At 46.4% G+C, this 24,122-nt stretch carries 13 protein-coding genes; 8 read left to right on the plus strand and 5 right to left on the minus strand.

Features of this window, described 5'->3' with window-relative positions; genetic code table 11:
* The first annotated feature begins 137 nt into the window (after positions 1-137).
* The gene (locus tag HMPREF0663_RS07160) at positions 138-656 is read left to right on the plus strand and encodes a hypothetical protein (protein ID WP_004369689.1); all 519 of its coding nucleotides are present in this window, start codon (positions 138-140) and stop codon (positions 654-656) included.
* Positions 657-755: 99 nt separating this feature from the next.
* Here HMPREF0663_RS07160 and cysK read toward each other — a convergent pair whose 3' ends face one another.
* From cysK to ruvA, 4 genes are all read right to left on the minus strand, one after another.
* The gene (gene cysK, locus HMPREF0663_RS07165) at positions 756-1,703 is read right to left on the minus strand and encodes a cysteine synthase A (protein ID WP_004369690.1); all 948 of its coding nucleotides are present in this window, start codon (positions 1,701-1,703) and stop codon (positions 756-758) included.
* A gap of 32 nt (positions 1,704-1,735) precedes the next feature.
* Positions 1,736-3,031, minus strand: coding sequence for an O-acetylhomoserine aminocarboxypropyltransferase/cysteine synthase family protein (locus HMPREF0663_RS07170; protein WP_004369691.1), 1,296 nt, complete (start codon positions 3,029-3,031; stop codon positions 1,736-1,738).
* Between the two features lie 527 nt (positions 3,032-3,558).
* On the minus strand, positions 3,559-11,139 hold the full coding sequence (gene sov / locus HMPREF0663_RS07175) for a T9SS outer membrane translocon Sov/SprA (RefSeq protein WP_004369692.1): 7,581 nt from the start codon (positions 11,137-11,139) through the stop codon (positions 3,559-3,561).
* A gap of 118 nt (positions 11,140-11,257) precedes the next feature.
* Positions 11,258-11,872, minus strand: coding sequence for a Holliday junction branch migration protein RuvA (gene ruvA / locus HMPREF0663_RS07180; RefSeq protein ID WP_004369694.1), 615 nt, complete (start codon positions 11,870-11,872; stop codon positions 11,258-11,260).
* A 206-nt stretch (positions 11,873-12,078) separates the two neighbouring features.
* Between ruvA and HMPREF0663_RS07185 the strand changes: the two genes are divergently transcribed.
* The 5 genes from HMPREF0663_RS07185 (at position 12,079) to HMPREF0663_RS12260 (ending at position 18,713) form a co-directional block, all read left to right on the plus strand.
* A complete protein-coding gene (locus HMPREF0663_RS07185; RefSeq protein ID WP_016665277.1) occupies positions 12,079-12,978 on the plus strand; it encodes a diaminopimelate dehydrogenase in 900 nt (299 codons plus the stop codon).
* A 766-nt stretch (positions 12,979-13,744) separates the two neighbouring features.
* Complete coding sequence (locus HMPREF0663_RS07190; protein ID WP_004369698.1) at positions 13,745-14,146, plus strand: FMN-binding protein; 402 nt, start codon at positions 13,745-13,747, stop codon at positions 14,144-14,146.
* A gap of 121 nt (positions 14,147-14,267) precedes the next feature.
* The gene (locus tag HMPREF0663_RS07195) at positions 14,268-16,970 is read left to right on the plus strand and encodes a SusC/RagA family TonB-linked outer membrane protein (protein WP_016665276.1); all 2,703 of its coding nucleotides are present in this window, start codon (positions 14,268-14,270) and stop codon (positions 16,968-16,970) included.
* A gap of 4 nt (positions 16,971-16,974) precedes the next feature.
* Positions 16,975-18,585, plus strand: coding sequence for a RagB/SusD family nutrient uptake outer membrane protein (locus tag HMPREF0663_RS07200; RefSeq protein ID WP_004369700.1), 1,611 nt, complete (start codon positions 16,975-16,977; stop codon positions 18,583-18,585).
* Positions 18,585-18,713 carry a hypothetical protein gene (locus tag HMPREF0663_RS12260; protein ID WP_004369701.1) on the plus strand — a complete coding sequence of 43 codons (129 nt, stop codon included), beginning with the start codon at positions 18,585-18,587 and terminating at the stop codon, positions 18,711-18,713. The genes HMPREF0663_RS07200 and HMPREF0663_RS12260 overlap by 1 nt, the downstream gene beginning before the upstream one ends.
* A gap of 224 nt (positions 18,714-18,937) precedes the next feature.
* On the opposite strand, the gene HMPREF0663_RS07205 is transcribed toward HMPREF0663_RS12260, so the two are convergent.
* Positions 18,938-20,344 carry a C1 family peptidase gene (locus tag HMPREF0663_RS07205; protein ID WP_016665275.1) on the minus strand — a complete coding sequence of 469 codons (1,407 nt, stop codon included), beginning with the start codon at positions 20,342-20,344 and terminating at the stop codon, positions 18,938-18,940.
* Between the two features lie 510 nt (positions 20,345-20,854).
* Here HMPREF0663_RS07205 and dxs point away from each other — a divergent pair.
* Together dxs and trkA are read left to right on the plus strand one after the other, a co-directional pair.
* On the plus strand, positions 20,855-22,762 hold the full coding sequence (dxs, locus tag HMPREF0663_RS07210; protein ID WP_036875462.1) for a 1-deoxy-D-xylulose-5-phosphate synthase: 1,908 nt from the start codon (positions 20,855-20,857) through the stop codon (positions 22,760-22,762).
* Positions 22,759-24,102, plus strand: coding sequence for a Trk system potassium transporter TrkA (gene trkA, locus HMPREF0663_RS07215; RefSeq protein WP_004369704.1), 1,344 nt, complete (start codon positions 22,759-22,761; stop codon positions 24,100-24,102). The genes dxs and trkA overlap by 4 nt, the downstream gene beginning before the upstream one ends.
* Positions 24,103-24,122 lie beyond the last annotated feature (20 nt).

Here is a 24,122-nt window from a genome sequence, read left to right on the forward strand (position 1 = left end):
AAAATTCAGATTATAAGGTTATAGAAAATTGCGAAAAGTTTAAGAGAAGCATAGCATTATTTAATTTTTATGATTATGAGAAAATTAGTAATTTATTGATAGTGTTTAATTATTTATCTTTTAGGAGTTATACGCAAATGAAAAAAGAATATATTCTGAAGGTATTATTGCTGTCGTGGTTATTGACGGTAGGCGTGGTTTCGTATGGACAGAAAGAGGATTTTAGAGTGGAAATTCATACCCAAGGTTCTGTTTCCAATCAGCAGTTCAAACCTTATGAGCTATGTTGCGACATCGGATATAACCTTACTGACCGGCTGTTTGTGAACCTCCGAGGCGAGAGCGCCATAGCCTTGTTTAAGATAGGAGGACAGAAAGACTATTACACTAATTACATTTATGGGGCGAATGCGGGATATACAATGCTCAAAAACGATATTTGTAATCTTGACGTACGCGTAGGGTTTGGCGATAACTTGCGTAAAAAACAGGATTGGAAGTACAATTATTATGATGCAGGTGTATATGCTCATATAGGTAAATATAAGTTAAAACCCTGTGTGGGTTTTGGCATAAGGCGTTATCATTCGCGTAATTCGTTGTTCAAAAACTATACACGCTTTTATGCTTCGATAGGTATAAGTTTCGGATCATAACCACATTTTGAAAAACAGCCTTGCGGCTATGAATATAAGAAAAGAAGGGCGCACCACATGGATGCACCCCTCACAGAAATCTCTCTCATCAATTTTCGGTTACAGTGGATATTCTTCGAACGCGTAGAGCACTGTGGAAAGGTAGCGCTCCCCTGTATCAGGCAGCAATGTTACTATCTTCTTGCCGGCATTTTCGGGGCGTTTAGCCAGCTGAGTGGCTGCAAAAGCGGCTGCACCCGATGATATTCCCACCAACAGACCTTCCTGCCGAGCCAGCTGGCGACCTGCAAGAATGGCTTCGTCGTTCTCTACTTGCACCACTTCGTCAACCACCGAACTGTCATAGGTTTTGGGTATAAAGCCGGCACCGATACCCTGAATTTTGTGCGGGCCGCTCTTTCCGCCGCTCAATACGTGCGATGCAGCGGGCTCCACAGCTACGATTTTCACGTTCGGGTTCTTCTCTTTCAATCGTTTTCCTATGCCCGAAACGGTACCGCCCGTGCCCACTCCGGCCACAAAGATATCTATCTGCCCGTCGGTATCGGCCCATATTTCCTCGGCAGTCGTTTCATAATGTTTCCTTGGATTGGCCGGATTTTCGAATTGTTCGAGTATAATAGAGTCGGGAATGGTCTTTTTAAGTTCCTCGGCTGCCTTGATAGCGCCTTGCATACCGTCTTTCCCGCTCGTCAGTTTTACCTCTGCACCGTAGGCTCTTACGAGGTTTCTGCGCTCCACACTCATGGTTTCGGGCATGGTGAGGATAAGTTTATATCCCTTTACTGCTGCAACCAATGCCAATCCAACGCCGGTATTGCCGCTCGTGGGTTCTATGATGGTAGCGCCGGGACGCAGTTTACCGTTCTTTTCTGCCGCTTCTACCATCGACAGGGCAATGCGGTCTTTTACGCTTCCGCCCGGGTTAAAATACTCAACCTTGGCAATGACGGGCGTTTGCAGGCCGCGCGAAGCCGAATACTTGTTCAGTTCTACCAATGGAGTTCGGCCGATCAGGTCGGTTATTTGCTTTGCAATCTTTGTCATAACATGTTTCCTTTCTATATATGTTTAATTGTTTATTTTACGTATGTGAATGCTTCGTCGAGGGCATCTATCAGGTCTTCCACGTGTTCCGTACCTATGCTGAGGCGGATGGTCGAGGGGTAGATGTGCTGCTCTTCGAGTTCCTTGGGCGAGAGTTGCGAGTGGGTAGTGGTGGCAGGATGGATAACCAAGCTCTTTACGTCGGCCACATTTGCCAAGAGCGAGAAGATTCTAAGGTGATCGATGAATACCCATGCCTCCTTTTCACCGCCCTTTATCTCGAAAGTGAAGATGGATCCGCCGCCGTTGGGGAATAGCTTTTGGTATAACGCATGGTCGGGATGACTCTCCAACAAGGGATGATTAACCTTGGCAACCTTAGGATGGCGGGCAAGATGTTCTACTATTTTCTGCGTGTTGTAGGCATGCCGCTCTACGCGAAGACTTAGCGTTTCGAGTCCTTGGAGCAATATCCATGCGTTGAAAGGAGATATAGCGGCGCCGGTATCGCGCAGGAGTACCGCACGTATACGGGTAACGAAAGCTGCCGCACCGGCCACATCGGCGAACACAGCGCCATGATAACTGGGCTCCGGCTGTGCCAAAGAGGGGAATTTGCGGGCATTGGCTTTCCAATCGAACTGCCCGCCATCCACGATTACACCGCCAAGACTGCTGCCATGACCGCCAAGAAATTTGGTGGCAGAATGCACTACGATGTCGGCGCCATGTTCGATCGGCCGAATTAGATAGGGGGTGCCGAAGGTGTTGTCTACGATTACCGGTGTGCTGTGCCTATGGGCTATCTCTGCAATACGGTCTATGTTGGTAACGCTTGCATTGGGATTACCGAAAGTTTCTATGATGATTACTTTTGTGTTATCGCGAAATGCACGTTCCACTTCATCGAAGTCGGCAGGATCTACGATCGTTGCAGCTACGCCTTGTGTACTGAGCGTATGCTCTATAAGGTTGTAAGTGCCGCCGTAGAGATTATTTGCGGCGATGATATGGTCGCCGTTTCGCGCAATATTCTGCAGAGCATAAGTAATGGCAGCGGCACCTGAAGCAACGGCAAGTCCGGCAACTCCGCCTTCGAGAGCGGCCACACGGTCTTCGAAAACGCCTTGGGTAGAATTGGTAAGTCGGCCGTATATATTTCCCGCATCGCGCAGACCGAAGCGATCGGCAGCATGTTGAGAGTTGCGAAAAACGTATGATGTTGTCTGATAAATAGGCACAGCGCGTGCATCGGTTGCCGGATCGGGCTGTTCTTGTCCCACGTGTAGTTGCAGTGTTTCGAAGTGCAGTTTCTTTTCGTTGCTCATAATTCGTCTCCTTTTTTTGCTTGTTGTTTCCAAAATATATTACCTTTTTGTCGACGATGCAAAGGTACGGTGACTTTTAATGATACGAAATAGCACAAATAGGGCATTCTGCATACCACGATTGTGGTATATGTTTGAGATGAAAGATAAGGGGCGTTAGGATAAGTGATGAATGAATAACGATGAATGTTAGATGGATGTGTTGCAGAAATTTTGTTTGTCTGAGTTTTTGAAGAATGTACTGTTTTAATGATACATATATGGAGACTTAACTTATTTAATCCCCTACAATTTGATTATATTATCTGTTTATCAAAAATAGATGGTGTGCCTGTAAGGCATAAATCATACATGTAATAAAATTACCATATAAATATACCTGTTTCAGTAAGTACTTCTTTCACGATTATATAGGTGAGAATGGGGTGATATGCTACATGTTATATCGGCTTTCGCAAAACTTGTTCTCTTCCTGCAGAGAGGGGGTAGCGAGAAGATAAAGAATAGGGAAGTTGGTTATTCTTAGCTTATCTTGTAAGTGAAAACTTAAGACTCAATCCGAAGTCGCGGGTTGTAGTAGGATAACTGTTGCTTGATAGGAGCGGTGTGTTGGTTTGATGGTCGTAATAAAAACTCATGGTGAGCATTTTAGACAGTGTGTAATCGGCCATGAAACTAAGTTTGAAGGCTGTGTTCCCGCTGCTTGCAGCGCTCGTCATCGAGGCAATGTCGCGGCTGATACTTGCCTGACGTCGGTAACTGATGTCGAGACGTAGGTTTAAATCGTGGTTGGGATTGCTGCTGTTTCGTGTAGATGTGCTTTGAGTTTGGTTCTGCTGAGGCTGTTTATTCCTCGCTTTCGACTTGATACGTCGCGAACCACCCATGCCGAAAAGGTTGAAATCGTTGAGTTTGTAGGCCAGTCCGATCACCCAATCGCGGCTTACAGCCTCGTTGATCTGTATGCTTGTGGTACTCAGGCTGAGCACCCGTGTGGTGCGATACTCTATTTTAGTGGTTAAGTTGTTGTTGAATGTGAGGTCTATACCGAGAAGCGGCGAGAACGCCTCGTTAATACTAACCGCCGAAATGTTATACATACTGTTGGGCGTAGGGTTGCCTGTTGTGGCATCTGTTATGAAACCGAGCCCGTTCATGTACTCTTGAAAAGTGCTGAACGTGTTGTACGAGCCAATGGCAAAGATGCTCTTATAGGAATGGTTGATGTTTACGCTCTTGAAAACATCGCGGAACCACGGCAATGAAGATAATCCGCTGTAGCGCAAAGTCCAGTTGGGAAGCAGACGAGAGAGGGCGGGGAAGAGGCTCAGCGATTTGCCCGACATGCTCGTATAGGTAGAGATGAATGCGGGAATCATTACATCTGCGCTGTATTTGTTTACGGTTCCGTTGGCCGGATTGAACGGTCTGCCGGCGAGAGATGTACCTGCAGGGTAGATAGAACCGGCATATAAGGCTTCTACACGGTCGCGGAAGCCATCGAGAGAGTTACAGAAGCGGATGAAGGAACTGCTGCGAAAGCCGTTGTTTGCATTGCCTATGCCTTCGAAAGCGCTTCTTAGCGAAATTGTAGTCATGGTAAAGGTGCCGCTCTGCGTGGTTGGATTGCCGGCGTACATATATTGTATGCTCTTTGCTATAGTTTGTGTGCGGCTTGCATTCAGGTCTATTTTAAGGTTTCTTATGGGTTCTAAGGTCATTCTTATCTGCAAGTCTTCGGTTTTGTTGGTGGTGGCAGGGGTGGCAACAGAGTCGTTTTGCAGTAACCAGTTATTCTCGCGTGCCTTGTTTATATAAGAATCGCCGGTAAGACCGAATGCAAAGTCGAGGCCCGGAGATAGAACTCCGGCGCCGCGTGTCTGCCCGAAAGCGTCGCCGATGGTAGGCATGAAGCCCGGCAGCGACATAGAGTATTGGTTGCGATAGGATATGCTGACGTTGCGAGCCATCATAAGCAGGCGTGCTACAGTTTGTGCCGTGCGGTACCAACTTTTGTTTTCGAGCGGTTCTTTGGGCAATACAGTAATCTTAAGTTTAAGAGCTGAGTCTACTTTATTCTTGATGCGTATGCTGTTTTGGTCGATCTTGCGGTATTTCAACTTAAATATTCTGCCTTCGGGTGTTCTTGCCGAAATGATAAGGCGTTTGCTTCTTTTGCCGTGGTTCACGGTGATAGTAGTGTCGGGCAAAAGTGTTATTTCCTGTTCGAAACTGTTCTTGTTTTTGGGGAGTGCCTTTTTCTGTTGCTCGGCTTTACTATCTTTTGCCTCTTTTTCATTATTGTCTTTTTCGTTTTTGGTTTTGATGGGCTTTTGTTTTTGTACTTGTTTACGATTTGTATTGGCATTGCGGTTCAGTGGTTTGTTAAACCTGTCGTTGACAGCCTTGAGGAACGGGATGTGATTATACATCCTCTCTAAGTTGAATGTGCCGTTGATATTCAGGCTGCGGTTGTTGGCTATGGTATTTCCGAGCGATGTTCCGTCTTCGAGATCGGTGCCTCTTACCCAGTTGTATACGGCTGTGTAGTTGGCATCTGCATTGATCCAATCGAATAGGGGTAACAAATTGAGCGGCAATTGGTAAGAAAGAGAGAAAGATTGGTTATAATCTAACGGTGTTCCGAAATGTTTAATACTGTTCCAAACAGAGTCTTTCCAAGCCTGATAGCGGTCGGGATAGAGGTCTTTATTGACGGGTGTGTAGGGCTCTTCTATCTCTGCATGGGTGGCACTTTGGAAGTTCATGTGGATATTCTTCGTGATATCCCAGCGCAAGGTAAAATCTCTATTCCAAAGAAACTGCTGATTAAAAGTCAAAGGAAGTTTAGAATTGTCCGTACTTTCCATATCCCGTTCCTGCAATTCATAATAGTTACGGGTAATCTCTGTATTGAATGCCACGTTTTGTGGTAACCAGTTGAGTCCGAAGCGCTTTAGTATATCGAACCATTTCGAACGGTTTTTTATTTTTCTGAAAGGCTCCAGCGGTTTGTAAACGGGTGTCCAGTTGTAATTGAGTGAACCTCTCCAGTTGTCTTCTTTTTCATATACCGTGGTTTTACCGCTCGTATATCGGTGCGAGTGGGCGTAAGAAAACGAAAAGTTTGCCGGATCGTAGGGCATAGGGTGGCGCTTTGTCTGTATTCCTACACGTACGTTCGACAGTGAGAAGTTAGTATTTGTAGACTTTGTTACGGCAATACTCCTGATCGAATCGCGTGCCGATTTGCTTTCGGCAGCGTTGAGAGCATCGCTCAGTTTCATGTCTGTGTCGAGCGGGTTATATTTCGGGCTCTTTTCTTCTTTAGTAATACTGTAGTAGAGTGGTGCACTTACCTTGGCTTTATCGGGGAAAAATTTGCCCAATTCGAAGTTTGCGGTAACGCTATAGTTCTTGTAATCGTCGGTAGAACGTTGGCTTACGCCTTCTTCAAGCCCTCCGAAACCGTTCGACATGTAACGTCCTTGCATATTGACCGTGCCGAAATCCGACAGTTGAACGTTCAGATTGCCCTGCGCAGCCCATCCTCCTTCGTTGTTGTATTCCTTGAGTCGTAGCTCATTGAGCCACACCTCGCCGCTCTTTATGTCGCCTGCTTTATTCCTCACACCGATAACCATGGTTTTTACTTCGCCAAGTGTCGGGTTCCCTTTTATGGTAATTCTGTTTTGGGGCTTACTTTCATCGTAGGCACTGTAGGCACGGTTGAACGACGCACGCCCTTCTGCTTTGGCTTTGTTGCGTTCTTTTTTTAGAGAGGTAAATATGTCTAACGGAATATCGAGCATATTCTCTTCCGGCCATACCGCCTTGCAATCGGCTAAAGAATAAGTGTCGTAACGCCTCGGAGGGGTGAGTTTCAAAGGAATTTCATACTCATAATAATTGCTCTTATAATCGCTTCCCAATCTTATAAATACCGCCAGTTGGTTATCTGTAAGGTTTGTAATGTTTTGTTCCATGGCATTTGCATGCACGAACATTTGCAAACGTTTGTATTGGCGCAAGTCTAAATTGGTTTTCTTATATACGGCTTTCGCTTCTCTTGTTCCCAAATTAGTGAGTATCATGTCCAATGCTTGCTCATTACTTTCTACAAGTTGCGGTTGTGTAGGGTCTTGTGCGCGTCGTATTCCCGGGGGTAAGACGTAATTAACTGGCGTTTTATCGTTATTCTCTTCTATGTTTACGGCGCTTACGGCCATCTTCCCCGAGGTGGAAGGGGAGTCGTCTAAGTTCTGCTCATATACTCTCCATTCGCCTCGAACGAGATCGAGACTGCCGAAACGCAGCACGATCGGGTGCTTGAAACCGGTCATGAACATGCGCATGAAACGTATGCTGGTGAAGTCGGAGATGGCACCTACGCGCCTTTCGAACTGATCCAAAGGGATACGGAATTGATACCAAGTGACGGTACGGTCTTTACCATTGCGGAGCGAAGGCTTGGTATCGCGCTTGTCTACGATGAAGTTATGTCCTACGACCAAGTCTTCAGGGCGTATCGAAACGCGGTATTGATAATATTTTTCGTACTCGTTGAGAGTATAATCTTGGTTAATATCCTCTACATCGGGTGTAGTCTTGTACGATGTGTCGTAGCTTTCGCTGCGGGTATCTGTGTCGGGTGAGTTGCCCTGAGGGTTGTTTATGTATTTATATCTGCGGAGGATGGGTGCCTCGATAGCATCGTAATCCGCGCCTCTGAAGTAGTGGTAATTGTCATTGGCGGGATCTTTAAGAATGGAATCGAGTACGGCCGGGTTCACTCTACCTTGTATAGAACTGATGAAGTTTTGGTAAGAAGGGTAGTTACGTTCCTCTTCATCGTTGAGTCCATTGAACCCCACATCCTGCAAGGCACGCGATCCTTTACTGGTAGCAAAGGCATATGTTACTGTCGATTGGGTTGGAATCTTGCCCCATTGCGTCGTCGTGTAGGCTTGGGAGCCATCTACAGGCATGCCACTCTCATAGAATTTCTTGCCGTCATGTAGAATGTCCTCGCTCACTTCGCCAAGGTTAATATAGAAATCTCCTCCATAATCCGAGGCTGTTCCTGCATCCTTGGTGTAGATGAAGGGATCGAGCATCCAGAATTCTATATACTCTATGTTCGCTGTTTCGAAATCGCTCGTGTCTAATTTACGCATCATGCCGCCCCAATGCTGCGTTGGATTATTCAAAGAACCATCGGCTGACAGGTCGGGATTGAAATTGTAAGGGCCGCGTTCGTTAGGATAATAAGCGAGATTGAGCACGGGTATGGTAGACGTAGCGCCGTTATAAGAGCTTTGGTTGCGGTTCGGGAACAGCTCTCTGACATAAATTTCGCGCACATAGAAGTCGGATAATTGGTCTAAATCGCTTTTTATGTGGCCCGGGGTAAGCGAACTGCTACGACGGGTGAACAACGGATCGATGTTATACCATGCCAATAACGAGCGGTTAAAGCCGCTTGCCAGCGTTGTTTTGTCGTTGTGTTCGGCGAACATGGACGGTACGCTCGAGATGATCCATGAAGTAGGTGTACTTACATCGATCGAGGATTTGGTATTTTCGAAGTCATCAAGGTACGAAGCATTGTCCTGTGTGCCGTGACTTTGGCCTGCTATAAGCTGTGCAAATTCGCCTGTGAACGAGATATTCGATGGTTGCGTAAGGTGCAGGAATGGCAGTTTGTCGAGCATATTAGTAAGCCATTGGCTCTCTTTTTTCCAGTTTATGTTCACTCCCCACAGCGTATTGTTCAGCGGTTCCGAACCCATATTTACCTTAGTTGTAAGGGCTTGTTCCGACAGATGCTGCAATGTTCCGCTCATTTGGAAGTTTTTAGAGAAGTTATATTCCCAATTCATGCCAAACATAGTCTTGCGTTCTTGCGCATAATCGGAGTTACTCTCCAATGAAACGTTCACATTAGTGCCGGCATCTATAATACTTTGGTTCAGTATAGTGACTTCTCCCGCACTGTAGTCTACCGAGTAGTCGGTACCTTCGCGCAGGGTAACGCCGCCGGCCGTAACCACAACAGAACCTTGAGGTACGTTGTATGCGCCAAGAGAGATAACATTAGCGGAGGAACCTCTGAACTGTCCAGTCAATATATACTTGTCTTTTTCGGCTATTTGTTTAGCTGCAGTTTTGGTAGAGTTATAGAGTTCCGTAAATGCATAGCGCGAAGCCTTGTCAGTAGATACACCTTTATCGATGAGATAGTCGTAGATATATTTGCCGAAAGGCTCTGTTACGGGGAAGAATACGCGCCCATTACTTACGGTATATCCCTCTACGAAGTCGAAATAACCGTTCGAATGAGGCTTATTGTTATTATCAAGACGATCGGCCCCCAATACCCTTATCAGGGGATAACTCTTAACTTGAGGTTCGGGGATATAGGTAAGATATACGCCGGCAGTATCGCTTTGGAATTTTACATCGAGGCGGAACTTCGCACGTTCGATATTGTCACCGAGACGATACACATTCTTCATCATCAAATCCCAGTTGCCCTGTTCGGGATTGTTGCTCGTATTTTTCAGCGACTTTACAAAAAGAGCTTGATTTACATCGGTCAGATCGGCAGCGAATTCGCCCACCTGATAGGTCAATCCGCCGTAAGTATATTCGTAAGCCACGGCAAGTACTTGGTCTGTTTGCAGGCCCTGTTTGAGCGAAATATATCCCAAAGCCGTATTTACTGTGTACTCCGAACTGTTCAGAAGTCGTGCGCTCTCCAGTTTTTCGTAATCTGTACCACCGACGAGCCCTACTCCATCGAGCGTTGAATTGGTCTGGTCGATGTTACGTGCCGTACCGTAAGCGTTCACCATTTCGGCATATTCCGAGTTCGAAGCATTCGAAGGCACAGGCTGGCCAGTTAGCGTCCACCGCGTATTCGATACTTTCGCATTTTCTCCGAGGTCGGTAAGAGCAACGATATTGCGGGTATTCGTAGTTGTACCGGTTTTATTTGTCACCCATATCTCCACGCGGTTCATTTTAATTCCTGTAGTAAGATTGGGCAAACTTCTCATGCCTGCATTATAATGGTCGCGGAAATATTGCGATAAGAAGAAGTGCCTGTTTTCCTCATAATCGGATACATCTATCTCGAAAGGTGTATATTGCACACCTCCTTTGGATGAAACGCTCTTGTTGGACGACTTCTTTTGCGAGGCAACCAGTTGGAGTTTCAGCTTTCCGAACTGTAAATCGGTGCGCAATCCGAATAAAGAACTGGCGCCTTTTATCAGGGATGAATTGGATGGGAATGATATATTGCCGCCTTCAACGAGCTTTATAATCTCGTCTTCCTTACCGTCATACTTCAATTTCAGGCTTTGTGCGTCGAAATCAAAGGTCGCATCGGTGTTGTAGTTCAGGTTCATATTAACCTTATCTCCCACTTTACCGTTCATATTCAGGTTTATCTTCTCATTAAAGTCCATCGAAGTCGTCTTACGGTTGCGCTCCGGAATAGAGGGATTCTCTATGTTTTTCATCGTTGCACCGAACTTCAATTCGGCCGTTCCCTGTGTTTTAATGCGCACACCGCCCGGTCCGAATATCTTTTCTGCGGGGCCCAAGTCGAAGTGCATGTCGGTAAAGTCGAACTTCTCCTTACCTTTAGCTTTGTAAATTTCGTCGTTTTTCGACCGGAAATATTGGCTCATTTGCTGCTTTTCGCTCCATTTACGGAATTCTTCCGGTGTCATCATAATGGGTGCAGATATGTAAGACGGCCCGATTTTAGTACCTATAATGTAGCGATTTAGCGTGTCGTTGTAAACAACATCCTGTTTTAAGTTGTCCGGACGTTTCAAATCCATGGCATTCTGATCAAGGTCGTCTAAAGTAATCGGTATGGTTCGTTGCACTTTCCATCGGCTGTTGAGCAGCGAGTCGGGTATGGAATCTTCGTTATCTATAATGGGTTGGGCGGCTATTCGCATGGTGTCGCGCTGTTGAGAATGCCTTCGAGCATGGTTATCCTGCCAGAATGGTGCGGATATGGCATAGCTTGCCACGCTGATAGCAAACGATATGAGCAATATACTATATATCCGAACCTTAGATTTCATTTGTTAATAACGTATGTAGAACAGACAAAAGACGAATAAAAACATAAAATTTTCATCCCTTATCTTTCATCCTTCATCCAAAAACATCGCTCCTCTCTCCTTCCTAATTCCTCTTTTTCTATTTAATTTGTTTTAGGGCTAACTTCACTACTTGTTCCACCGGAAGATCGGGATCGGCTTTTAGAATTTCGGTAACGGCCTTGGCCGACGGTGCCGGAGAGAAGCCCAACATGGTCAAAGCGCTCACTGCTTCATCTTTGATACCGTTGTTTACCATCGCTGCAGGCTCGCTGCTTACGTGTAATTCGGTAGCAATACCGCTGTTAACTATCTTGTCTTTCAGGTCTACAATGATACGTTGTGCCGTTCGCAGGCCTATCCCTTTCACTGCTTTCAGCATTCTTTCGTCGCCATTTGCTATGACATTGCACAGTTCAGCGGGCGAAATGGTGGAGAGGATCATACGGGCAGTGTTGGCACCTACGCCAGATACCGTGATTAAAAGGCGATAGAGTTCGCGTTCTTGTTTCGAAGCAAAGCCGTAGAGTGTAAAACTGTCGTCGCGACCGCCCGTAACCAACGCTTCATGAACATACAGTTTCACCTTTTCTTTACCTTGTATAGCACTGTAAGTGTTGAGCGATATGCTAAGCGCATAGCCTATTCCCGCCACTTCTACAACGGCCAGAGCGGGGGTAAGTTCTGCAAGTTCGCCCCTGATATATTCTATCATGATCTGTTTTTTATTTTGTATATATACGATAATATAACGCTCTGCACCTTCTCTTATTGTATTTCAGACGAATTTAACAATAATAACTTTTATTTTGCCTGCTTGTTTTAAAACGATTAAAAAATGTATTCGATTGGTAGATGTTACGCAATAATCGTGTAAATTTGCAACCGATAAGAAAATTCAACTCATTAAACATTCAAGATATGAAGAAAATCAGAGCGGCCGTAGTAGGCTACGGAAACATTGGAAAGTATGCGATCGAGGCGCTTGAAGCGTCGGAAGATTTCGAGATTGCAGGCATTGTGCGTCGTCAAGGGGCAGCAGATAAGCCTGCAGAACTGGCACAATACGAAGTGGTGAAAGACATCAAGGAGCTGCAGGGGGTAGATGTGGCTATTCTTGCTACGCCTACTCGCAGCTGTCCGGAGTATGCCAAGCAGATATTGCCTTTGGGTATCAATACGGTAGACAGTTACGACATTCACACCGGCATTCGTGCCTATCGCGACGAGCTGATGCCTCTATGCAAGGCAAACGGCGCAGTAAGCGTGATAAGTGCCGGTTGGGATCCGGGTTCGGATAGCATTGTGCGTACTCTTTTGCAAAGCCTTGCGCCCAAAGGTCTGTCGTATACCAACTTCGGCCCGGGCATGTCGATGGGACACAGCGTATGTGTGCGCAGCAAGAAAGGCGTAAAGAATGCTCTTTCGGTAACCATTCCGCTGGGCGAGGGCATACATCGACGCATGGTATATGTAGAACTTGAAGACGGTATAAGGCTGGATGATGTTGCTAAAGATATCAAAGCCGATCCGTATTTCGCCAACGACGAGACACATGTGTTCCAAGTACCGTCGGTAGACGATGTGCGCGACATGGGGCATGGTGTGAATTTGGTGCGCAAAGGGGTAAGTGGAAAGACGCAGAACCAGCGTTTCGAGTTCCGCATGAGTATCAACAATCCTGCGCTTACCGCACAGGTACTGGTCAATGTAGCACGTGCTTCCATGCGTTTACAGCCCGGATGTTACACGATGATAGAAATTCCGGTGATCGATATGTTGCCGGGTGAGCGTGCCGACCTTATAGAACATTTGGTATAGTTGCCGTTCGGAACGTTGCGAATACCCGCTTGTGATCCGTGTATATATGTGGTTTCGCAGGCGGATATTCTGTTTTTATACATGTTGCGGGCATAGTATGTAAAGAGTACGCAAATGTTTTTGCCGAATCATCCGCGCCGTACTGTTCTACCCAGCGAGTGTTATATAAAGAATATGCAGTTTTTCTTGCGAGGTCAGCTGCATGGCTGATGTACTTTCTGCAGGGCAGGTGTTGGAGCGAAGCACCTATCCTGTGTGTGATATACACTTAACCATCCGCCTCTATCAGTATTGTGCTTTTTTCTTATAAATACCAAAAGGGGAGGAAAGAACACAGTGCCTGCGGAATTGCAGGTTATTGTCATCATCGTGAACGTATAGGTGCTTCGCACCAACACCTGCTCTGTAGAAAGCCAATTTCTGATAGGAATTTTCGTTGCATGTATCATCTATGATTGGTATATATGCAGGGTACCGACGACAGACTTATAGTCTATGCCTCATAGATATATTATTTGTTTCCATTGTTCCTTTCAGTATCTTGCCGAAGGGGTGTTATGCGCTTTGTGAAGATTTAGCATGTTCAAACTCAAAAGGTTACGGTTATCAATATTTCTCTGTTCTGATATGCCTATTTGTCGTTTGACAAATCTACCTCGATATAGGTATTTTGTGCCAAAAAAAGCTAATTTTAGGGCTCTGTTTTCTTGCTTTCGACATTAATATTTATCTTTGCATGCGAAATAAAAAATAAGGTAAACAGGTTATGGATAAGAAAACAATCGGTATGATAGCCACAGTAATAGCCGTAATGGTAGTGGCATTATTCGTCAGTGCAATGCCTTCCGACGGCGTTATTTCTAAGAGTGATGGCATGACAGTTGTAAATACTCAGCTCATTGTCAAGAATGTTAAAGGCTTTCAGGGGCCTACTCCGGTGAAGATATTTATTTCAGATAATAAGGTTGCAAAGATAGAACCGTTGCCCAATAAGGAAACTCCAAAATACTTCAACCGTGCAAAAGAGCTGCTTGCAAAGTACGAAGGCGTGCCGGTAAACAAGGCTGTAAAGATGGATGTCGATGCAGTTAGCGGCGCTACATTCTCTTCTCGTGGGCTTATCAAGAACGTACAAGAAGGGCTGAAGTATTATAAGAAGCATAAATAATCAGTCTCTTGGCAGAGCTGAAGTGCAGAGGGAAATCGGAAAGATTTCCCTTTTTTCGTTGGTATATATCCGAAAATATATATATCTTTGTATAGTTTTCTAATCCTAAATATTGTGAGCCATGAGGATATTGCGGATGTTTGTCTTTTCTTTTTCGTTTTGTTTGGCCTTTCCTTTGTATGCTCAAAGGGGATATCTAAGTCTGAATACCGATTCTGTTTTGGGTGTTTTGCGGTCGGGCTCGGCCGATAGAATTACCGAGGAGCGTATGAACAAGGGGCTCGTAATCAATTCGCTCGATGCGCTGAACGGGCAGGCAGCGGGCGTGAACATTGCCTCGAGCGGTGCCGAACGTATGGCCATGCTGAGCAGTGTGCGCGTAAGAGGAACCACATCGCTTACGGGTGGTAACGATCCGCTGGTAATCATCGACGGCGTGTCGTCCGATCTGGCTGCGCTGAGCAGCATCTATCCGGCCGATATCGAGAGCTTTACCATCTTGAAGAATGCCGCTGAAACGGCGCAATACGGTTCGCGCGGTGCCTCGGGAGTTATCGTTGTGGCCACCAAGAAAGGGCATGGCGGACAGTTTCATATATCTTACGAAGGTAACATGGGTTTCGAGTCGGTGTACAAAAACATGAAAATGTTGCGCCGCGATGGCTATATTTCTACCGCTAAAGCGTTGGGGATAGACTATAACGACGGTGGTTTCGATACCGATTTTCCTGCATCTGTTACGCGTACCGGATTTGTTCAAAACCACCATGTGGCGTTCAGCGGAGGTACGGAAAGTTCCAATTACCGCGCTTCGCTCGGCTTTATGGAGCATAATACGGTAATAAAAATAGTGCAATACGATAACTTTGTGGCAAAATTAGACCTTTCGCAGCGGGCGTTCGACAATCTGCTGACGGTAGATCTTGGTGTGTTTGGCTCGTCTATGCACAGCAAAGATATCTTCGATGTGCAGCAACTGTTCTACTCGGCAGCCTCGCAAAATCCCACTTTCTCTACAGGAATGAATGCCAAGGGGGGCTGGGATAAGAACACGACTGCCTCGCAAATAAACCATCCTATGGCATTGTTGGGTGAGAAAAACGATGAGAAAAGCATGAATTTCAATACGCATCTTAAACTTACTTTCGATGTAATGAAGGATTTGAGGCTTACGTTGTTCGGCTCGTACACTTATATCTCGACCGAAAATGCGCAGTTCTGTCCCACATGGGTGTGGGCGCAAGGGCAGGCATATCGCGGAGAACACAAGCAAGAAGACTGGTTTAGCAACCTTACTTTAGACTACCGGCATACGTGGGGAGTGCATCATTTGGCGGCAACCCTGCTCGGTGAGTATCAAAAAAGCAATCGGTCGGGCTTTTGGACGCTTGTAAAAGGGTTTACGACCAACCTTTTCGGTTACGATAACTTGGCCGCAGGTTCCACCATTCCCTACGGTGGAACGGGATCGGGTTATGAAAGTCCGGCACTCGGATCGCTGATGGGCAGCTTTACTTATACGCTTTTAGATCGTTATTCGCTCACCCTGACCACACGAGCCGATGGCAGCAGCATGGTCGGGAAGAACAATACGTGGGGCTACTTCCCGTCTGTATCGGCGGAATGGAATGCGAAAGCCGAGTCTTTTATGCGCTCTTTGCGGTGGTTGAGCCAGCTGAAACTGCGCACAGGTTACGGAACTTCGGGTAATCTCGGTGGTATCAGTTCCTACAATTCGCTGCAACTTGTACGGCCGATCGGCATTGTTTCGTATGACGGAACACCCACTGTGACGATGGGAACCATAAGGAATGCGAACCCAGACCTAAGGTGGGAGACGCGTAGTACATTCAACATCGGCGCCGATATGGGCTTTTGGAGCAATCGTCTTGTACTTACAGCAGAATATTATTACTCGAAAACGAGCGATATGCTCTATCTCTACGACGTTCCGGTGCCCCCCTATGCCTATAATAAGTTACTTGCAAACATAGGAGAGATGAGCAATAGCGGTCTCGAAATAGGTTTGGGGTTCACTCCTTTGCAACGAAAAGACATGGAACTTAACGTGAACGTGAACCTCAGTTTCCAAAAGAACAAGCTTATATCGTTGAGTGGAAACTATAAGGGTGCCTATATGTCGGCGGCAGACATCACGAGTATCGGCTCTCTAAATGGAGCTGGCTTCCATGGAGGTAACAACAACATCGTGTATCAGATAGTAGGACAGCCGTTAGGTGTGTTTTATTTGCCTCATTGCACGGGACTTGTGAGGAATAACGATGGCTCTTATCGCTATCAGATAGAAGACCTTGATAAGAACGGAACCGTGAATATCGAAGACGGCGGCGACCGCTATATCGCCGGACAGGCCACTCCGAAGCTGACGTTAGGCTCGAATATCAGCTTCAGATACAGAAATGTCGACGTTAGTTTGCAGATGAACGGCGCTTTCGGGCACAAGATATACAACGGAACCGCACTGACTTACATGAATATGTCGAGCTTTCCGGATTACAATGTAATGGTTCAAGCGCTGGTGCAGAATATCAAGGACCAGACTGCAACCGATTATTGGCTGGAGAAAGGCGACTATCTAAACTTCGATTATCTTACTGTTGGGTGGAATGTTCCGCTGCATTCCAAGCATATCAGCTCGCTTCGATTGTCGTTAAGCGTTAACAATCTTGCCACGATAACGGGCTATAGCGGTCTTACACCTATGATTAACAGTTATGTGGTGAGCAACACATTGGGCATAGACGATAAGCGTTCTTATCCTTTGTACCGCTCTTATTCATTCGGTTTAAGCATTCAATTCTAAGAATATGAAACATTTTGCAGTCATTATATTGGTGTTATTGTCGCTTACATCGTGTCTTGATGAGCACCCGAGAGACCAGATACCGGAGGCGGAAGCATACACTTCGGCAAAAAGTCTGTACATCAATGCCGTGTCCACATTATATAATTATATAGGAGGGCATGCTGATAGTGAGGGATTGCAGGGTACCTATCGCGGCGTGTACGACTATAATACGTTCACGACCGATGAGGCTATGCTCCCTACAAGAGGCGGCGACTGGTACGACGGGGGCTTCTGGCAGAACTTATACCTGCACCGTTGGACATCTACCGACCGCTCTTTGTACGATACTTGGGGCTATCTGTATAAGGTGATTGTGATTTGCAACCGCTCTCTGGTGCGTATTGAGGAGAATAAGGCGTTGCTTACGGATGCGCAAAAGGCGGCTTACGAAGCTGAAGTACGTGCTGTGCGTGCCATGTATTATTATTACCTTATAGATATGTTCGGCAATGTACCGCTCGTAGTTTCCGAGGGAACCTCTATTAAGGATATAGAACAGAGCAGCCGGAGTAAGGTTTTTCGTTTTGTATTCGATGAATTTCAGGCTGTTGCACCGCTGCTTCCCAACGAACACAGCAACCGAGAAGGTGCTTATTACGGGCGCATCACCCGTCCTGTAGTGTGGTTCTTGCTGGCCAAACTCGCACTGAATGCAGAGGTATATGCCGACAACGATTGGACCGATGGCACAAAACTTGATGGTAAGAATATCTATTTTACGGTGGCAGGGCGCAGGCTCAACGCTTGGCAGACAGTGGAATGTTACGCCGATTCGATAGCTTCGGCCGGCTATTCTCTTGAGGATAATTACGCTAAAAACTTCACAGTGCACAACGAGAGCAGTGTGGAAAACATCTTTACCATACCGATGAACAAGATTGTCTATGCCAATCAATTCCATTATTTGTTCAGAAGTCGGCATTATAGGCATGGGGATATGTTGGGAATGGGTTCTGAAAACGGGACGAGTGCTACCGTTTCAACGGTCGAAACCTATGGCTACGGCACGGGAAACGTGGACGCCCGTTACGCCTTGAACTTCTATTCAGACACGCTGCGGGTGGATGGAAGCGTTGTTTACCTTAGCAAAGACAAGCCGTTGGTGTATATGCCGTTGGAGGTAAAGCTCGATCTGACGGGCACGGAATATGAAAAGACCGCCGGTGCACGTATGAGCAAGTACGAGATAGACCGCACTGCATACTTGGATGGAAAGCTGCAAGACAACGATATCGTGCTGTTCCGTTACGCCGATGTACTGTTGATGACGGCGGAAGCCAAGGTGCGTAACGGTGAAAACGGCGATAGGGAATTGAACCGAGTGCGGGCAAGAGCTGGCATGCCGGCACGCTCTGCTACGCTTAAGAATATTCTCGACGAACGTTTGTTGGAACTGATGTGGGAGGGATGGCGCCGACAAGACCTCATCAGGTTCGGCAAATTCTCCTCGTCTTACGACCAACGACCGCAGTTGGATGGCGAGAGCAGCGGCTATACCACCGTATTCCCCATTCCCGATGCGGTATGCAAACTGAATGTAAACCTAAAGCAAAATTCCGGATATAAGTAATGACAACCACCGTGTCTTATAAGTATGCCGCCCTTTCGGCTTTGGTAAAAAAACGCGATGAAGATGAGTTTCTCCCGTTAAAAGTACCGATGCCGTGTGCATTGGCGGCATTCTTCGACTGCGATTGATAGCACCTTTGCCTTCTTATGCTGATGAATAGCATCGGTTGATGGAACCTGTGCCCGAGGAATTGCGGACGAATACCGTTACCGGTAGCAAACAATTCATCCGATTGTTCTAAGCAATGATGTGAATACTTAAGATGAAAGAGCGACGCAACTATTTGCAAGAGAACGAACGATTGATGAACTGATTACAGACAGATATGCCGATCTGCCCCCACAGACCGTACTTAATCATCCATTCCGAACAGTGGATCGTCGGGCGCAACCATCGTTGCTTTCTGCTCAGAGGCCTTGAGTATATTCTCTGGAACGTACTTCTTGTCGATAACCATGCGGAAAGAAAACTCGTTGAACCAGCGGTCTGTCATGATGAGATAGCCTTTCTGTCCGTAGTCGGGGCCCCAACTGTTTTCCACTTTCCATTTCTTTGGTTGTCCTTTCTCGTCCAGATCAACCGCTGTGAGCGTCATGGCATGGGTGCTTCCACTATCGAATGTGGCAATACGGTCGGCCTTATTCATGCCGAAAGTAGTACCGAAAAGCGAACCATAATCATAATTCTCGGTATCAAGATAGCCTCGCTTGCGGTCTAACTGCTTACCCACATCGTAGCTGGAGTACAGTTTATGTCCGTCTTGTAGCGATGCAATAGCCATTCGGGCAATATCTTCTATGGGCAAATTCACATATTTCCAGTTATGTCCGTCGTACATGTGTCGGTCGTATTCCACCTCGTAAGTCTTGTAATACGGCCTGCGCGGATCGTTCATAGCCATAATGAAAGAGCCGTTGAGGGCCTTTCCGACCGTTTCTTTGTAGAATTCGAGCGGTGTATACCGTTTGACCGGCGTAAGTGCCTTGCCCTCTTTGTTGGTGAAGGCGTATGTGAAATCTCTTACAGGATCACCGATTGTGAGCGTTAGAATGTGATATATCGAAGACAGCATCTCTGTCTTGCGGGCTTGGATGGCCGTTGTTTTCTTACCATCTGCCACCATTCGGCGTAATTCCAAGCCATATTCACGCAGTTTAGATGATATCATGCGGGCCATGATCTTGGTGTTATCGGTAGAATAGGTTTCGGGCATCACGCTCATAGGTACCAGTCCGTATTTCTCTGCGAGGTCGGCAACGCCGCAAAATGTACCGCCATCGTTGATTGGATTCTTAAAGAAGAATTGCACACGGGCATCCGTAAGAGGCTTCTTTGCATTGTCTATCACGCCTTGAAGCATCAAATTAGCCTTTTCTAACTGGTCGTAAAAGAAGAGATAAGCCTGTGAATACTCCACAGACAGTGTATCTTGATGCGCTTTAGCGAAGTTTGCGCGCAATACATTTAGTCCGGAGAACATCCAGCAGCGCCCGCTACTCTGCTGATTGTGTATGTTTTGCTTGGGTGTTTCTACGCTGAAATAAGTATCTACCGTTCCTTTATTGGCGTAATTCTTTGCCAAATCGTCGATATTATTGGATGCAATGGCGTTGAAGAGCGCCTTACTGGTGGAGGAATGAACCTGCGCCATGTCTATTTTTTCGAGCATCTGTGGCGATATTCCGCCATCTTTAGTTTGTGCGATCATAACTGATGAAACTGCTAAACAAGTGCTTAATAATGCGATTTTCCTGTTCATAGGTGCTTTGTAGAATTCATTTAATTTATAAAAATAGTGCAAACGAGTGCAATGAAAGCCTGCTTTCAAATTGCCGAGTGCAGCCTATTTTCTGCAAAGATAGTGCAAACGAGTGCAATGAAAGCTTGCTTTCAAATTGCCGAGTGAGACCTATCTTCTGCAAAGATAGTGCTTTTTTCTTGGTTCCACAAAAGATTTTGAACAAGAAAGAGTTATCTTTTTAAGAAACAGATATACGGTTTATATTTAATAGGTCTATAAAATGTTGCCGATAAATAGTACTTCTATCGGCGATAGATATACTGTCTGCCGACGAAAGAAAGCAGACGTAATGCTGCGAATGGGTATTTATATTTCATTTACATAGTCATTCGCAATATAACGCCGATTTATTTCAATAAACATATATACTGCATGGAAGCAAGATATCCGGCTCTAAATAAAGTTCCTTTTATTTTGTTTTGTTCCCGAATTGCATTACCTTTGCATGGTTATTCATACCGAATTTCGATGGATGAAAGTAAATTTGGATTATTAAGCAAGATCAATTATCCGGCAGACTTGCGCCGGTTAGACATCGAACAGTTGCCGGATGTTTGCAAAGAATTGCGGAGGGATATCATCGAAGAGGTATCGGTAAATCCGGGACATTTTGCTTCTTCGTTAGGCGTTGTGGAGATAACGGTGGCTTTACACTACGTTTTCGATACGCCGGACGACCGTATCGTGTGGGACGTAGGGCATCAGGCTTACGGACATAAGATACTTACAGGGCGGCGAGATATATTTTGTACCAATCGTAAATTGCGAGGTGTCAGGCCTTTTCCTACGCCCTGTGAGAGCGAGTACGATACTTTTGCCTGCGGACATGCATCGAATTCCATCTCTGCAGCGCTGGGTATGGCCGTTTCGGCTAAGAAAACAGGCCACGAAAACCGCCATGTAGTGGCCGTAATCGGTGATGGTTCTATGAGTGGAGGGCTGGCTTTCGAGGGATTGAATAATGTTTCGTCTACGCCGAACGATTTGTTGATCGTGCTTAACGATAACGACATGAGCATCGATCGAGCCGTAGGAGGAATGGAAAAATATCTGCTCAATCTCGATACCAACGAAACCTACAACCGTTTGCGCTTTAAGGCATCGCAATGGTTGCATGCAAAAGGCTACCTTAACGAAAACAGACGTAAGGGCATTATCCGCCTGAATAATGCCATCAAATCGGCCATCAGTCATCAACAGAATATCTTCGAAGGCATGAATATACGCTATTTCGGGCCGTTTGATGGGCATGATGTGAAGGAAATAGTACGTGTGTTGCGACAGTTGAAAGACATGAAAGGGCCGAAACTCCTGCATCTTCATACCACCAAAGGCAAGGGCTACGAGCCTGCGGAGAGGAGTGCAACCATCTGGCATGCACCGGGGAAGTTCGATGCCTCTACGGGTGAACGGCTTGTTACCGACTGCTCGCAGCGACCGCCCAAGTATCAAGAGGTGTTCGGGCATACGCTCTTAGAGCTTGCAGAAGCCAATGAACGTATCGTAGGCGTAACTCCTGCGATGCCTACAGGCTGCTCTATGAACATTATGATGGAGAAGTTTCCCGATCGGACATTCGATGTAGGTATAGCAGAGGGGCATGCCGTTACCTTTTCGGGCGGCATGGCGAAAGACGGACTGGTACCTTTTTGTAACATATACAGTGCGTTTGCACAGCGTGCCTACGACAATATTATCCACGATGTGGCGCTGTTGAACCTACCGGTAGTACTGTGTTTCGACCGTGCAGGCTTGGTGGGAGAGGACGGTCCTACGCATCATGGTGTGTTCGATATAGCTGCTTTGCTCCCTGTTCCTAATATCACCATCGCTTCTCCTATGAATGCACATGAGCTGAGGCGACTGATGTACACGGCTCAACTGCCCGATAAAGGTACGTTCGTGATACGTTATCCGCGCGGAAACAGCGATACTGTGAACTGGGGATGCCCGCTCGAAGAAATCAAGGTGGGCACCGGACGTAAGATAAAGAGTGGCAACGACGTGGCTGTGTTGAGCCTCGGACCGCTCGGGAACGATGCTCTTGAAGCGATAACCGAGGCTGAAACTGAAGCTGCAAATGCCGGTGAGCCGCGCTCGATTGCGCTCTACGACATGCGTTTTGCCAAACCGCTCGACGAAGATATACTGAATGAAGTGGGCACACGGTTCTCGAAAATCGTCACGATAGAAGATGGAGTGCGCAATGGCGGTATGGGTTCGGCTGTTTTAGATTGGATGAACGACCACAAGTTCAAGCCTGAAGTGGTGCGAATGGGTGTGCCTGATAAGTTTATAGAGCACGGAACGGTAGAACAGCTCCGTGAAATCGTAGGATTGGATAAAAAATCTATTAAGAAAGTATTGCTGCAATGAAGATAATCATTACCGGTGCTTATGTCATCGGAACCCACTTGGCCAAGCTCTTGTCGCGCGATCATGAAGACATAACGCTAATAGATGAGGACATCGAACGGTTGAACAAAATCAATACCGAGTTCGATCTGCTTACCATGCAGGCCATGCCTAACAGTATAAAAGCGTTGAAGGAGGCGGGCGTGAGCAATGCTGATCTGTTCATAGCCGTTACGCCCGACGAAAATTTGAATATGACTTCGTGCATGTTGGCCAAGGCTCTGGGGGCTAAAAAGACCGTGGCTAAGATCGATGATGCGGAGTACACGGAGCCACAGTTGCATGAGTTTTTCTCGAATCTTGGGGTAAGTTCCATCATTTGTCCGGAGATGTTGGCCGCAAAGGATATTAATAATGGCTTGAAAATGTCGTGGGTTAGGCAGCGTTGGGATGTGCACGACGGAGCTTTGGTAATGCTCGGAATTAAGTTGCGCGAAACGTGTGAGATACTTAACCGTCCGTTGAAAGACCTTTGCGGGCCCGATGATCCTTACCATGTCGTGGCCATTAAGCGCGACGGAGATACCATTATTCCGGGCGGAAACGATGAACTAAAGCTCTATGATCTTGTTTATTTCATGACTACAAAGCAGTATATTCCCCTTATTCGTAAGATGGTAGGGAAGGAACATTATATAGATGTGAAGAATGTAATGATAATGGGAGGCGGCTCGACGGCCGTTCGAGCCGTTGAAACCATGCCTGAATACATGCATGCAAAGATCATTGAGATCGACGAGAAGCGCTGTGAAGAGCTGAATGAACTACTGAGAACCGACAAAACATTGGTGATTAACGGCGACGGACGCGACACCTATCTGCTCAAGGAAGAGGGAATAAACAACACGCAGGCATTCGTTGCCCTTACCGGAAATGCCGAAACGAACATTCTTGCATGCCTCACAGCTAAGCGACTCGGTGTGAGAAAGACCGTTGCTGTGGTAGAAAATTTGGATTATGTGAGCATGGCGGAGAGTTTGGATATAGGAACCATTATCAACAAGAAAGCCATTGCGGCCAGCCATATATACCAGATGATGCTCGATGCCAATGTGATGAACGTAAGATTTCTTATGACAGTGAACGCCGATGTGGCCGAGTTTGTGCCGCAAGAGGGGGCAAGAGTTACCAAAAAACCGGTGCGCGAACTGGGCTTGCCGCGCGGTATGACTATCGGAGGTATTGTGAGAAACGGCGAAGGAATGCTTGTCTCGGGTAACACTTTGATACAGGCAGGCGACACGGTTGTGGTGTTCTGCTACGGTCTGAATATGAAGAATATCGAGAAGTTCTTCATTTAAGCATAACAAACAATGCCGTC

Source organism: Hoylesella oralis ATCC 33269 (genome assembly GCF_000185145.2).
Lineage (GTDB): Bacteria > Bacteroidota > Bacteroidia > Bacteroidales > Bacteroidaceae > Prevotella > Prevotella phocaeensis.